The sequence below is a fragment of the Flavobacterium sp. Arc3 genome (assembly GCF_041431375.1).
GTDB lineage: Bacteria > Bacteroidota > Bacteroidia > Flavobacteriales > Flavobacteriaceae > Flavobacterium.
The window spans coordinates 20782-34458 of sequence record NZ_JASMRI010000036.1; the positions used below are offsets into that span (position 1 = coordinate 20782).

The 13677-nt window shown below is 34.4% G+C and carries 11 protein-coding genes and 3 tRNA genes; 9 read left to right on the top strand and 5 right to left on the bottom strand.

Features of this window, described 5'->3' with window-relative positions; translation table 11 throughout:
• The first annotated feature begins 78 nt into the window (after nt 1-78).
• From QO200_RS18245 to QO200_RS18260, 4 genes are all read left to right on the top strand, one after another.
• The gene (locus tag QO200_RS18245) at nt 79-1692 is read left to right on the top strand and encodes a S8 family serine peptidase (RefSeq protein ID WP_371543132.1); all 1614 of its coding nucleotides are present in this window, start codon (nt 79-81) and stop codon (nt 1690-1692) included.
• 15 nt (nt 1693-1707) lie between these two features.
• On the top strand, nt 1708-2652 hold the full coding sequence (locus QO200_RS18250; RefSeq protein ID WP_371543135.1) for an NAD(P)H-dependent flavin oxidoreductase: 945 nt from the start codon (nt 1708-1710) through the stop codon (nt 2650-2652).
• A gap of 11 nt (nt 2653-2663) precedes the next feature.
• Nucleotides 2664-3074 (top strand): hypothetical protein, encoded by a 411-nt coding sequence (locus QO200_RS18255; RefSeq protein ID WP_371543137.1) that lies wholly within the window; start codon nt 2664-2666, stop codon nt 3072-3074.
• 937 nt (nt 3075-4011) lie between these two features.
• The gene (locus QO200_RS18260) at nt 4012-5013 is read left to right on the top strand and encodes an outer membrane beta-barrel protein (RefSeq protein ID WP_371543140.1); all 1002 of its coding nucleotides are present in this window, start codon (nt 4012-4014) and stop codon (nt 5011-5013) included.
• 712 nt (nt 5014-5725) lie between these two features.
• Here the strand turns inward: QO200_RS18260 and QO200_RS18265 are convergent.
• The 5 genes from QO200_RS18265 to QO200_RS18285 form a co-directional block, all read right to left on the bottom strand.
• Complete coding sequence (locus QO200_RS18265) at nt 5726-6628, bottom strand: N-acetylmuramoyl-L-alanine amidase (RefSeq protein ID WP_371543143.1); 903 nt, start codon at nt 6626-6628, stop codon at nt 5726-5728.
• 39 nt (nt 6629-6667) lie between these two features.
• Nucleotides 6668-7141 carry a hypothetical protein gene (locus QO200_RS18270; protein ID WP_371543145.1) on the bottom strand — a complete coding sequence of 158 codons (474 nt, stop codon included), beginning with the start codon at nt 7139-7141 and terminating at the stop codon, nt 6668-6670.
• Between the two features lie 53 nt (nt 7142-7194).
• Nucleotides 7195-8508 carry a 30S ribosomal protein S12 methylthiotransferase RimO gene (rimO, locus tag QO200_RS18275; protein ID WP_371543148.1) on the bottom strand — a complete coding sequence of 438 codons (1314 nt, stop codon included), beginning with the start codon at nt 8506-8508 and terminating at the stop codon, nt 7195-7197.
• Between the two features lie 210 nt (nt 8509-8718).
• On the bottom strand, nt 8719-10221 hold the full coding sequence (locus QO200_RS18280) for an OmpP1/FadL family transporter (protein ID WP_371543150.1): 1503 nt from the start codon (nt 10219-10221) through the stop codon (nt 8719-8721).
• A 51-nt stretch (nt 10222-10272) separates the two neighbouring features.
• Nucleotides 10273-11244 carry a hypothetical protein gene (locus QO200_RS18285; protein ID WP_371543152.1) on the bottom strand — a complete coding sequence of 324 codons (972 nt, stop codon included), beginning with the start codon at nt 11242-11244 and terminating at the stop codon, nt 10273-10275.
• A gap of 101 nt (nt 11245-11345) precedes the next feature.
• Between QO200_RS18285 and proS the strand changes: the two genes are divergently transcribed.
• From proS to rpsT, 5 genes are all read left to right on the top strand, one after another.
• Nucleotides 11346-12824, top strand: coding sequence for a proline--tRNA ligase (gene proS, locus QO200_RS18290; protein ID WP_371543154.1), 1479 nt, complete (start codon nt 11346-11348; stop codon nt 12822-12824).
• A gap of 78 nt (nt 12825-12902) precedes the next feature.
• A tRNA-Glu gene (locus QO200_RS18295) sits at nt 12903-12974 on the top strand.
• Between the two features lie 45 nt (nt 12975-13019).
• Nucleotides 13020-13091, top strand: a tRNA-Glu gene (locus tag QO200_RS18300).
• A gap of 41 nt (nt 13092-13132) precedes the next feature.
• Nucleotides 13133-13204 (top strand) — tRNA-Glu (locus tag QO200_RS18305).
• Nucleotides 13205-13241: 37 nt separating this feature from the next.
• Entirely contained in the window at nt 13242-13493 is a 252-nt protein-coding gene (rpsT, locus tag QO200_RS18310; protein WP_073207384.1) for a 30S ribosomal protein S20, read from the top strand.
• The last annotated feature ends 184 nt before the right edge of the window (nt 13494-13677 follow it).

Genomic DNA, 13677 nt, shown 5'->3' on the forward strand with positions numbered 1-13677 from the left:
CCTTTTCACTTTATTCGTTCATTTGTTTTATGAGTTGATTATTGGAAAGTATCGTTTTGTCGAATGTAAAAGTTGACCATGAAAAAGTTTTTTCTATTCTTATTGTTATCCCTAAGTACAATAGCTTTTTCTCAGGAAGATGCATGGGTTTATTTTAATGCGAAATCAAATCAGCAGTCGTACTTTGACTCGCCTTTAAAGATGTTGTCTCAAAGATCTTTAGATCGAAGAACAAATCAAAATATAGCAATTGATCTAAAAGATGTCCCTATTGATGCCACTTTCATAAATCAGATGAAGGCGGTAGCGGGGATTACTGTTATGGCAAAATCAAAATGGATGAATGCGATTCATGTTCGAGGAACCCAAGCCTTGATAAATTCGTTAAAAGGATTCGATTTTGTAGATAAAGTGGATTTTGCTAACAAAACATTGAATCAAGCAGGGAAAACAGCTAAGGTATTTAAGCAAAAAGAACAAAGTAAGACAAGAAAGACTAAAATTGATTATTCTTACGGTTCATCTGATAACCAAATTAAGATGCTTCACGGTGATGTGCTACATAAACAAAATTACACAGGTACAGGAAAAATAATCGCTATTCTAGATGCGGGTTTTTTAGGAGTAAATACTACTCAGCCTTTTCAAAGACTAAGAGATAACAATCAAATTTTGGGTGGTTATAATTTTGTATTGAGCGATTCAGATGTGTATACTTCAGATTCTCATGGTACATCAGTTCTTTCGACTATGGGAGGCTATACAGAAAATAAATTGGTAGGAACTGCTCCAGATGCATCGTACTACTTATTTATTACAGAAGATGTTAGAACTGAAAATCCAGTTGAGGAATCACTTTGGGTTGAGGCAGCTGAAAAAGCAGATAGCTTAGGAGTAGATGTTATTAATACTTCTTTGGGATACTTTGAATTTGACAACTCTGCTTATAATCACACTTACAATGATATGAATGGAACTACAGCTTTTATATCTAGAGGTGCTGAAATCGCTTTTAGTAAAGGGATGATTGTTGTTGCATCTGCAGGTAATGAAGGTGGTACTTCTAATCCTCATATAGGAGCACCAGCTGATGCCGTATCCGTACTTGCAATTGGCGCAGTTAATTCAGCAAAAACAAGAGCTTCTTTTAGTTCGATTGGACCATCTTATGATGGAAGAATAAAACCAGACGTAATGGCACAAGGCGTATCGGCTGTTTTGTCAAATGAATTTGGCGATATCGTTACAGCAAATGGAACCTCTTTTTCAGGACCTATTATGGCGGGTATGGTCGCTTCATTTTGGCAGGCATACCCGTTGAAAACAAATAAAGAAATCATAGCTTTAATTATTAAATCGGCTGACAGATATACTGAACCTACGGCGCAATATGGTTATGGTATTCCAGATTTTAGTTCGACCTTACCGTTAACACTTTCGGTAAATGATTTTGCTAAAAATTATTTTGTAGCTTATCCAAATCCAACTTCTGATTTTATTTCGGTTGAATTTCCAGAAAGCTTTAATAAAGGAACTGTTGGTTTTTACACTATCTTAGGTCAAAAAGTTTTGGAGCGTCAGGTAAGTAGTTCAATTGATACTTTTTCACTGAAATCACTAAGCAACGGAATTTATATCTATAAAATTGAATCAGAGGCTTTTTCGAAAATCGGAAAAATAATAAAAAAATAATAACCTAGCTACTAGATGAATCAAATTACAGAACTTTTTAATATCAAATATCCAATTATCCAAGCAGGAATGATATGGGTAAGCGGACATAAATTAGCCAGTGCAGTAAGCAATGCTGGGGGATTAGGGCTGATAGGTGCGGGATCGATGTATCCAGAAGTATTACGTGAGCACATTCAGAAATGTAAAAAAGAAACATCTAAGCCTTTTGGTGTGAATGTTCCTATGTTGTATCCCAACATTGAAGAAATCATGAAAATTATTGTCGAAGAAGGTGTGAAAATTGTTTTTACTTCGGCTGGAAATCCAAAAACATGGACTCCATATTTAAAAGAAAATGGTATAACCGTAGTTCATGTTGTCAGTAGTACTGTGTTTGCATTAAAAGCTCAAAATGCTGGAGTTGATGCTATAGTCGCCGAAGGGTTTGAGGCGGGTGGTCATAATGGAAGAGATGAAACGACTACTTTTGCGCTAATTCCGATGGTAAAAGAGCAAATAAAAATTCCTGTTATTGCGGCAGGAGGTATTGCAACCGGGCGAGGTATGCTTGCTGCAATGATATTGGGAGCAGATGGCGTTCAGGTGGGCAGTAGGTTTGCAGCATCGATGGAGTCATCAGCTCATGATGATTTTAAGAAAACGATTGTAGATACTAAAGAAGGAGGTACTCAACTAACCTTAAAAGAGCTGGCTCCTGTTCGCTTAATAAAAAATAAATTCTTTCAGGACGTTCAAAATTTATATGAGCTATGTCCAACAAAGGACGAATTAATAACTTTATTAGGTAGAGCTAGGGCAAAGCGTGGGATGTTTGAAGGAGATTTAATTGAAGGCGAGTTGGAGATTGGTCAAATAGCAGGTTTGATCCACGAAGTAAAGTCGGCAGAAGGAATCGTTTTAGAAATGATGACAGACTATAATATGGCAAGAAAGGAAGTAATTAATCTTGATTTTTAATTGTTTAAATCATGAAGCAAATTAAATTATATATAGTGTTGCTATTCTTGGGTGTAGGATTACAGCAGACCTACAGCCAGAATTATAAATTTAAAACTTCAGGAGTTAGCGTTTTGGAAAAAAACGAAAGAGGAAAATGGGGAAAATGGTCTGACTTAAAACTAGTAAATGTTGTAGTTTCACTGGATACAGATAAAAGTAGAATTGTTATTTACTCTGAAATTATTCAGTTGTTTGAAATCGTAGAGTATCAGCCAACTCAGGAAAATGATACGGATGTGGTTTACTCCTTTACCTGTAAGGATAATAATGGTGACGATTGTACTGTTTCTATAATAACCAGGAAACACCAAGGTAATAGAAAGCAATTGTATATTAATTACGGAAATAGGATTATTCTATATAATATTTTTAATTTATAGAGTTGGAGAAATCAAAACTGATCTACATTCTCGTACGTTGTTTCTAGTAAATTTTAAATAAGCTACCGCAGAGGTATTGCTGTTTATAAGACAAGCGATTGTTGAATAGGGTAAAATCTATTCAACAATCGCTTTTTTTGTGCATAGCCTTTTTTACAATGTGAAAAAAAACTACGGCTTTGTTCAGAGTTGTAAAAGTTATAGTCAAAAAATAGATTTTGCAGATTGTAGCACAACCAAGGACAGCTTTTTTTTTTGAAATACTTTATAGTGGTGGTGTAATATTTAAAATCGATTTATATTTTTTGATCTGAATCGGATTCCAATATCTAAGTCTAATTGAAGAAAGCACCTCAAAAATTTTATGTATAAAAGGTTAGACTGGCTTGCGAAAGTAGTTTAAGTAGATGGTTTTCACAAGTGTTTTTATGGTATTGTGTTAAGACAATTTCGTCGAGATTTCTACAATACAATAGGTTTGATTTTTTCTTTGATTTTATAATTTAGATAAAATATTCATTAGGATTTAGTGGGTTTGTTTTTATAGAATTGATTTTTTTTTTCGTGTTTAGTTAAAAATACACTTATTTTTAACTACCTCTTATTTAAATGGGGGTATATGTGGTTGTTATTGTTTTTAAATTAATTTTCAGGCATTAAAATAGATTTTTTGTCGTGATTGTTAGTATGATATAGGGGTAATTGATTAAAAATGGATTATGGATATACTATTTTTCTATCGCCTAAAATATGTATTTCTTGTTTTTTTGAAGTGATTTTTTGTAATCAATAATTCTTTCGAAATCAAATCAAAAATTCATAATTTATTTATTTAAGTAGAATAAAAGTTAATAAATTCGTCCCAAGGAAAAGTTAAAAACAACCATTATTACACTAATAACTAACCAAAATAATAACTAACCAAAACAAAATGATGATGAAAAAAGTAATTGTAATTTTAGCTTTAGTGCTGACAGGAAACATGGCATTCGCACAGGATACTCCACTAGAAATCTCGGGTTCTGGAGATGTTTACTATAAATATGATTTCGCTAAGAAAGAAAATATAGGAACTAGTTTTGCAACGGATCAAAATTCAGTTTCTTTAGGGATGCTTGATGTTACTTTGAAAAAGACAACAGGTAAAGCATCGTTCGTTGGTGAAGTTTCTTTTGGTCCAAGAGGTCAATATCAGTCAATATTAAATGGGGATGGAGCTGATGAAAACTCATTCCACATTCAAAATTTATATGTTTCTTATGCTGCTACTGATAAATTGAGCTTTACAGCTGGTTTTATGGGTACATTTATCGGATATGAAGTAATATCTCCAGTAGCGAACTTTCACTACTCAACTTCATATTTATTTACAAATGGACCATTTCAAAATGCTGGTGTTAAAGTGAATTATGCGATTTCTGACAAAGTAGGTTTGATGGTAGGAGCTTTTAATGATACTTGGAATATGTACAAAGCAGATCCAATTAAAGGTTTAAATGCATTTGGAGCTCAGTTATCTTTTGCTCCAACTGAGGGAGTAAGCGCTTACCTTAACTTTATGGATGGTTCTGTTAGTGGTACTATAGTTGACTTAACAGCTTCTTTCCAAATTTCTGAGAAATTCAAATTGGGTTTAAACGCTGCTGATTTTTCAAATGATGGTGAAGTAGGTTATACAGGAATAGCGTTATACCCTGCAGTAGATGTAAGCGATAAATTTAGTTTAGGTTTACGTGGTGAGTATTTTAAATATAAAGAAGGTTCTGGTGATGATTCAGTAACTGCGTTAACATTTTCAGCTAATTTAAAAGCGGGTGGTTTGACTTTTATCCCGGAGTTTAGATTAGATAGTGGTTCTGAAGAGATCTTTCAAAAATCTAGTGGTGACCCTACAAAATCTGCATCTCAATTTGCTTTAGCAATGGTTTACGGATTCTAAATTCATATTTTTTTTTTTTTTTACTGCCAAGATACTCTAATAAGTATGTTGGCAGTTTTTTTAGATAGAGGTTTAAAGCATATTAATTGATGAGATGTTTTTGGAATGAGGAAATTATATAGCCTTAAAGTAGTAATTCATTTGGGAGAAACAATTTAGATACCATTAGGAGCTTAACGGTCATCTTGTTTCGTCAGCGAGATGAGATATAAAGGATTGTAAAGAAAATGTCTAAAAATGAGTTCTGTTAATTTTGTTGATAATATTGGGAATAACATGTGTTTGGATTTCTGGAGGTGTTGTTGTGTTATTTTAGACCTTGTGTATAAGCATATAGAATAAGGTCGAAGGAAGAATATCTATGCAATTTTAGTAAGTTAGAAATTGGGGACTTTGGAGAAAAGCAAATAAAATCATTAGAACTTCAATCGCTTTATTTTAGCTGCCAGTTTTAAATTTCTAGGCAGTGTATCTGGAGATGAAAATAGTAGGAGTGCGATGAGGAGTGAACGGTATGAACATCAAATGATAAAAGGTAGTGGTATTTCTTAAATTCTATTCTTGAGCAAAACAAGTCTCAGTGTTTTTAGTGAAGATGTCCTTGGTATAATAACGCAAAAGTAATAACGATAATTTAGATTTAGGTTATAAAAAAAAAACAGTTCTTTGACAAGCCAAAGAACTGTTTTTAAGATGTGTTTTAATGTATTTTTTACTGTTTCTTATAAATCGAGTAAATTGTATTTATAGTATTCTCATTTAAAACTGAATCAATTTCAGTTTGCATAAAATGCAACTTAAATGCTTTTATAGCAGCGGGAAGGTTTGTAGTGCTATATCCTATGATTCGAAGTGCTAACTCCGGATTGAAATCGAGAGGAGCTGGTTCTAAGATATCGTTTTTCCATACACCAAATCCGTTTTCGGCTAGTGTATTCCAAGGAAATCGAGCGCTTGGATCATTTTTACGACTAGGAGCAATATCTGAATGGCCTATTATATTTTGAGTTGGAATATTATACTCTTTTTTTAATTTGCTCAAAAGTGCCATTAAGCTGGTGATTTGTGCCTCAGAAAATGGCTCAAATCCATTATTGTCAAGTTCGATACCTATAGAGGATGAGTTAATGTCAGTGTCTTTACCCCATGAACCGCTTCCAGCATGCCAGGCACGCAGGTAGTCATTTAACATTTGTACTACGCTACCATCATCAGCAATCACATAATGTGCACTTACCTGGGTTCTGGTTACGGTAAATGTTTTTATTGTTTGTTGAAGTGAATCTTGTGCTGTATGGTGAATAATAATGTAATTAGGTTTTCGTAAATTAAAATTTACGGTACCAATCCATTCCGTGTGGATGCCATTGTCTAAAGCAGTAGATCCCATCTTAGATATAGTATCCTTAAAGGTATACAATTGTTTTGTGTATACATTATCGATACTTATTATCGTTTTTGAAACAACTGGTAATGGCTCAGGCTCTTTACTTGAAATTGTTTCTTTAAAAGTTTTTAGTTTAGTATCATATTCTTTTTCACTTGCCTTGTAAGGATTAGTAGAGCAAGAAGCAATAACGACAGCAACGATTAGCGAGTAAAAATATTTTTGCATACTATAAAGGGATAAAAGGTCATTTTATTTTAAGAATAATTATCTATTTCTTCTTGATTTTTTTTTGCTTAAATTTTCTTCGTTCAATGCTTTGTATTTTGCTTTTTGATCCTCATTTAAAAACTCATTAATTTTTCGGTCTGTCGTTTCAGAAAGGGCTTTGATTTCTTCTATTTTTTGTTCTTGAGGAGTCTCCGCTTTTATTAGAATACCCTGAGATCTGAGACTTTCTTTCAAAACATTTGAGATAGCAATTTCTTGTAATGCATCAAGATTAAGTTCGGTTTTTATTTTTTCCATTATCTTCCCCACAGTAACTTCGACAGGGATTTCTTTTGGCTTTTCTTGGCTTGAGGCCTGGGGTATTTGGCTCATTCTACCATTTCCACCATAGCCTCCGCTATTGTTCCCGTAACCGTTATTCCCATAACCATTGTTTCCGTATTGTGCCGAAACAGTATCTATGGATAATAACATAAGTGCCAAAACGAATAAGATTTGAATTGTTTTCATAGTTATTTTTTAAAATTTGGTTGTCAATTAGTGTTAGTTGATAATTGGGGATTTTATGCAGGTTCTCCGTACAAATCAAATTCAGTGGCTTCAATGATTTTTATCATTGCAAAGTCTCCTGTTTTTAAGTAATGTTTTGAGGCGTCAATTAATACTTCGTTATCTACATCCGGACTGTCAAATTCTGTTCTTCCTACAAAATGAGCACCTTCTTTTCTGTCGATTATACACTTGAATGTTTTACCTAGTTTTAATTGATTTAAATCCCATGAAATTTGAGATTGCAATTCCATTATTTCATTGGCACGGTCTTGTTTGACATCAGCAGGAACATCATCTTCTAATAAGTAAGCATGAGTATTCTCTTCATGAGAATAGGCAAAACAACCCATTCTGTCAAATTTCATTTCCTGAACCCAGTCTTTTAGAATATTAAAATCTTCTTGAGTCTCTCCAGGGTATCCTACGATTAAAGTCGTACGAATCGCCATTTCTGGAACTGCCGCACGGAAATCTTTTAATAATTTCGTTGTTTTTTCTTGAGTTGTTCCTCGGCGCATTGATTTCAAGATAGAATCTGAAATATGTTGCAAAGGAATGTCAATATAATTACAAATCTTAGGCTCGCGTTTCATGATTTCCAAAACATCCATCGGGAAACCAGTAGGGAAGGCATAGTGTAAACGAATCCATTCGATTCCTTCTACTTTTACTAAGGCTTCCAGCAATTCACCAAGATTACGTTTTTTGTAAATATCAAGACCATAGTAAGTTAAGTCTTGTGCAATTAAGATTAATTCTTTTACTCCATCTCTTGCTAATCCTTCGGCTTCTTTGACTAGTTTCTCAATAGTTTGAGATACGTGTTTCCCTCGCATAATTGGAATAGCACAAAAACTACAAGGTCTATCGCAACCTTCGGCAATTTTTAAATAAGCATAATTTTTTGGGGTAGTCGTTAAACGTTCTCCTAAAAGCTCATGTTTATAATCAGCACCTAAAGCTTTTAATAAAGCAGGCAATTCAGTTGTCCCAAAATATTGATCAACATTAGGTATTTCTTTTTCTAAATCTGGTCTGTAGCGCTCTGATAAACATCCGGTCACAAAAACCTTGTCTACTAAACCTTTTTCTTTTTTGTCTGCATATTCTAAAATCATGTTTACTGATTCTGCCTTTGCATTGTCAATAAATCCACAGGTATTAATAACGATAATGTTTCCTTCTTCGGCAACTGGAGCTTCATGCACAACGTCCTTTCCGTTTGCACGTAGTTGACCCATCAGCACTTCACTGTCGTATATGTTTTTAGAGCACCCTAGAGTGATCACGTTGATTTTATTCTTTTTTAATGACTTGGTTCTCATAGATTTGTAAATTGGAGTGCAAAATTACGGTTTTTTTATTGAAACAGAACTTTGTTTGACTTTCTTTTAGTGTTTATTTATGGAGCTATTCCTGCTATACGCTATATCCACGCAAAAAAAATGCGTGGGATGCCGCTTCTATCAGGGCTAAAAAAACCGTCTTGCTAAAATAGGAACAAGACGGTTTAATAATTTTTTTGGTACTTCGAATTACAATTCAAATAATAATGTTAGTGCTACGTTATTTGTAATGGTATTGATTGTGGCTCCATCAGTAAAACCTTGTGCAAAGAATCCTTGTTGCGAATCTCTTTTGGCGTAAGCATAGGATAAATCTAATTTGGTCGAACCAAAATTATAACCTAAACCTCCAGAGTATCCAGTCAAGTCATCTACTGTTGTTTTGTTTTTATAAGGACTTTGCTCAAAACGGTATCCCGCTCTTAAACTCAATTTTTCAATTTTATACTCAGCACCTATTCTTAATTCTCCTGTATTGTCCAATGTGTTACTCATGTAGTTGTTCAAACCATTGTAATACGAATCGCTTTCAGGTTTGAATTTCGTTTTACTGTAATCTTTTATAGCATAATCAATACTTATTAATCCTGTTGTTCCAAAAACATAGGCAAAACTTCCTGTAAGTTTGCTTGGAGTCTGTAATTTATATGGCGCATAAACATTAGTAATTCTTGGATCAGAAACATCATTTATGTCGTCTCCTGTTGAGCTGCTGCTTACAGAAACTAGTTTCTGCGATAATTCATCACTCAAGTGGTACCATGTCGAAGATTCATATGCTAAACCTAGACGTATTTCTTTAGTAACTTTGGCAATTGCACCCAGTTGAAAAGAAAATCCTGTTCCGTAAGTATATAATTCGTTATCAAAACGCAATTTAGAAACGGTATAGTCTGAAGTTAAAGGGGCGCTATTGTCTTCGTAAAAGCTACTGTATTTTCTAAAATCAGTAAAGTGTGAATTCAAGTTTATACCTATATATAGTTTGTCTTTATAAGAGGTTGCAGCATTAAAAGAAAGTTTTCCGTTGTAGCCCTCAGTATTAATACTGTTTTCTTGGTAGTAGTTTCCGCCTCCTGGTACATTTGAATTATAGGCGATATTATTTGGATCGTTGCTTGCTGGATCAATTATATAGGCATTGTAGGCTAGAAATGCTTGTTGTGCGCCATTATTTAAACTGCCATAGCTTGAATCTTCAAGAGTACTTAGTGGAACACCATTCGCATAGTTTAAAAAATAACCGTCGACAGAATTGTTTGGATTGGTTCCTGCCGAGAAAATAGAATTATTGAAATTGTTTGTATTTTCATAATTCACACCCACAGAGAACTTTCTCCAGTTGCTATTTGGATTTTGATTATTAAAAACAAATACGCCTCCAGCTTGATTCAAGTCAAAGGAGTTTTTATTTTCAGTCGTCGTCGTCCCAAAATAATTGGAGTTATTTTTAATGTCATTGTTACTTAAGGTAACAGTGACTTCGTTATTTATGAAAACTGCCGATCCCGCCGGATTAACATTCAAAGAAGATAAGTCTCCGCCAAGAGCTCCAAATGCTCCTCCCATAGCTCTGAAACGAGCTGTTCCGTTTAGGTTGTCTTGAGAGTAGCGCAATGCATCACTAACCTCTTGAGATTGAGCAGCACTAAAAGAAAAACCTGCGAGTAATACAAATAAATATTTTTTCATTTTTTTTTATAAATAAAGTTTTTAATATAAAATACTGAGGGTCATTTTCTCTTAACGTCCACCTCGTCTTGAGCTTCCTCCAGATGATCTGCCGCTACTAGAACTTGAAGAACTTGATCTGCTAGGAGAGTAGCTTTCATTTCTGGAAGTATTAGATGTAGGTGTGTATGTTCTGGTTGGAGTAGTACTTTCTCTTCTAGAACTATTTGTATTGGTTCTGCTTCTAGTAGGAGTGCTATAAGAGTTTTTTTGGTTTGTACTACTTCTGTTAAAAGCGCCGTTTGTTCTATTTGTATTTGAGTTTCTTCTAAAGTCTATATTATTAGAACTTCTATTCGTGCTGCTTCTGTCTTGTGAGTAAGTTCTTGAAGTTGAATTATAGCTTCTGTTTGTGTTTGCAGAATTTGAGTAAGAGGAACCTCTTCTACTTGGATTGTTAGAGTAATTTCGGCTGTTGTAATAATTTCCAGAATAATTTCCGTAACCATAATTAGAGTAGCCGTAATTGTAAAAAGGAGAGTTCCATCCGTAGTAATTAGAATATCCCCATCCATTGTATGGGTAGTTCCATCCATAATTAGAATAACCATAATATGGATAATTCCATCCGTAATTAGGGTAGCCCCATCCGTAAGAAGAATAGCCATATCCTAAACCAAATGAAAAGCCAGAATTATAAGAGTTTAAATTTATAGAAGTTTCAGTTGCGTTATTTCCCCAACCTGCGTAATAATCGTCATTTACTTGATCCGAGTCGTTGTAACTATTGTTATAGTTATCTATGTCAGTGAAAATTTCTGTAGATTGATTGTCGTCTTGAAGTGAAGAAAAATAATCCTGATAATGGTTGTTTGAATTTGCGTTTGATGGTCTTTCTACATTTCGAACCTCATTGTTTGCGTATATTCCGTCACTTTCGTAGTACGAACTATTCTGATAAGAACCACACGAAACCACCAAGAGACTAATGAAAATTGAGATGGAGAGAAGAAGAGATTTGGGTGGATAAATATTAGTTTTCATATCTGTATAGTTTTTTATTGTTGCACAATGCAAAAATAGTTAGTTTTGTGGAACTATTTAGTTAAATAAAATAACGCAAAATTTGTGCCAAACTATTCAATATGAGTAAGAACCTTACTACAAGATCAGAAGATTATTCAAAATGGTATAACGAACTGGTTGTCAAAGCTGATTTAGCTGAGAATTCAGGAGTTAGAGGCTGCATGGTAATCAAGCCATACGGATATGCCATTTGGGAAAAAATGCAAGCAGAGTTGGATCGAATGTTTAAAGAGACAGGCCATCAAAACGCCTATTTTCCTTTATTTGTTCCTAAAAGCATGTTTGAGGCAGAAGAGAAGAATGCGGAAGGATTTGCAAAAGAGTGTGCGATCGTGACACATTACAGATTAAAAAATGATCCAGACAAGCCGGGTAAGCTAATGGTAGATCCTAATGCGAAATTAGAAGAAGAGCTTATTGTTCGTCCAACCAGTGAAGCTATTATTTGGTCTACTTATAAAGGGTGGGTACAATCCTATAGGGATTTACCTTTGTTGATTAATCAGTGGGCAAATGTGGTTCGATGGGAGATGAGAACACGACTGTTCCTTAGAACAGCCGAGTTTTTGTGGCAAGAAGGTCATACGGCGCATGCTACAAGAAGTGAAGCTATTGAAGAATCGGAGAAGATGATGAATGTTTATGCTGAGTTTGCTGAGAATTTCATGGCTATTCCAGTTGTAAAAGGAATTAAAACGGAGACAGAACGATTTGCTGGAGCAGAAGAGACGTATTGTATTGAAGCATTAATGCAAGACGGAAAAGCATTGCAGGCAGGTACTTCACATTTCTTAGGTCAGAATTTTGCAAAAGCCTTTGATGTTAAGTTTGCAAATGCCGAAGGGAAGCAAGAGTATGTATGGGGAACGTCTTGGGGAGTCTCAACGCGATTGATGGGAGCGTTAGTGATGACGCATTCAGATGATAAAGGATTGGTTTTACCACCTAATTTAGCACCTATACAAGTTGTGATTGTGCCAATACATAAAACAGATGAGCAGTTGGCAGAAATTACTGCTGAAGTAAATGTGTTAATGGCAGAGTTGAAAAAACTACATGTTTCGGTGAAGTATGATGATAGAACAACTCAAAAACCGGGATTTAAATTTGCTGAATGGGAATTGAAAGGGGTGCCCGTTCGAATTGCGGTTGGACCAAAAGATTTGGAAAACGGAACTTTTGAAGTTGCTCGAAGAGATACGTTGACAAAAGAAGTGCAGTCTAAAGATGGTATTTCGACTTATATCAGAGATTTGTTAGAAGAAATTCAAGCAGATTTGTTTAATAAGGCATTAAATTATAGAGATACGCATATAACGGAAGTTAACAGTTTTGAAGAGTTTAAATCAGTTTTAAATGATAAAGGTGGTTTTGTATCAGCACATTGGGATGGGACAGCAGTAACTGAGGAAAAAATTAAGGATCTGACGAAAGCTACTATTAGATGTATTCCTTTGGATGGTGTAGAAGAGGCGGGAAGCTGTATTCTCACTGGTAATTCTTCTGTTAGAAGAGTCCTTTTTGCGAAGGCTTATTAAAAAAAAGCAATTTTTTTTGCATCTGCTATTGCACGTCTTAAAAATAGTTGTATTTTTGCATCCGCAATACAGAAGCACGGTCCGTTCATCTATCGGTTAGGATCTCTGGTTTTCATCCAGGAAAGGGGGGTTCGACTCCCCCACGGACTACAATTTTTGTTTTGCTAAAAGTATTCCTGAACTTTAAAAGGAAATGGTCCGTTCATCTATCGGTTAGGATCTCTGGTTTTCATCCAGGAAAGGGGGGTTCGATTCCCCCACGGACTACAATTTCAATTTAGATTGAAAAAAAAACTTAGGAGGATAATGGTCCGTTCGTCTAGGGGTTAGGACGCCAAGATTTCGTCTTGGTAACAGGGGTTCGATTCCCTTACGGACTACAAAAAAATAGAATAGTAAAAGAAAAAAAATAATAAAATGGCAAATCATAAGTCAGCTCTAAAGAGAATCAGAAGTAACGAAAAGAGAAGAGTATTAAACAGATACCAACATAAAACTACTCGTAATGCAATTAAAGCGTTAAGAATAGCAACTGATAAGGTAGATGCTACATCTAAGTTGTCAAATGTTATTTCTATGATTGATAAATTGGCTAAAAAGAATATCATTCATGATAACAAAGCGTCTAATTTAAAATCTAAATTAACGAAACATGTTGCTAAATTGTAATTATTACATTTTATATATATTATAAAAAGCTCCTTTATAAGGGGCTTTTTTTTTGCTTATTTTTTTAAAATTAGTGCAAAAATCGGATCAAGCGCAAAAGTTGGGTATTATGGATCAAGTCGAAAACCTGTGGAGCGATAAAAATTAGGCATAAATATTAGTTAGCCTAAAAAGAAAGAATTCC

What these genes read in the sequence shown, in the direction of transcription:
- rpsT (WP_073207384.1), top strand. Translation starts at nt 13,242, where the DNA reads ATGGCAAATCATAAGTCAGCTCTAAAGAGAATCAGAAGTAACGAAAAG.
- rimO (WP_371543148.1), bottom strand. Translation starts at nt 8,508, where the DNA reads ATGAGAACCAAGTCATTAAAAAAGAATAAAATCAACGTGATCACTCTA.
- QO200_RS18270 (WP_371543145.1), bottom strand. Translation starts at nt 7,141, where the DNA reads ATGAAAACAATTCAAATCTTATTCGTTTTGGCACTTATGTTATTATCC.
- QO200_RS18280 (WP_371543150.1), bottom strand. Translation starts at nt 10,221, where the DNA reads ATGAAAAAATATTTATTTGTATTACTCGCAGGTTTTTCTTTTAGTGCT.
- QO200_RS18245 (WP_371543132.1), top strand. Translation starts at nt 79, where the DNA reads ATGAAAAAGTTTTTTCTATTCTTATTGTTATCCCTAAGTACAATAGCT.
- proS (WP_371543154.1), top strand. Translation starts at nt 11,346, where the DNA reads ATGAGTAAGAACCTTACTACAAGATCAGAAGATTATTCAAAATGGTAT.
- QO200_RS18255 (WP_371543137.1), top strand. Translation starts at nt 2,664, where the DNA reads ATGAAGCAAATTAAATTATATATAGTGTTGCTATTCTTGGGTGTAGGA.
- QO200_RS18260 (WP_371543140.1), top strand. Translation starts at nt 4,012, where the DNA reads ATGAAAAAAGTAATTGTAATTTTAGCTTTAGTGCTGACAGGAAACATG.
- QO200_RS18285 (WP_371543152.1), bottom strand. Translation starts at nt 11,244, where the DNA reads ATGAAAACTAATATTTATCCACCCAAATCTCTTCTTCTCTCCATCTCA.
- QO200_RS18250 (WP_371543135.1), top strand. Translation starts at nt 1,708, where the DNA reads ATGAATCAAATTACAGAACTTTTTAATATCAAATATCCAATTATCCAA.
- QO200_RS18265 (WP_371543143.1), bottom strand. Translation starts at nt 6,628, where the DNA reads ATGCAAAAATATTTTTACTCGCTAATCGTTGCTGTCGTTATTGCTTCT.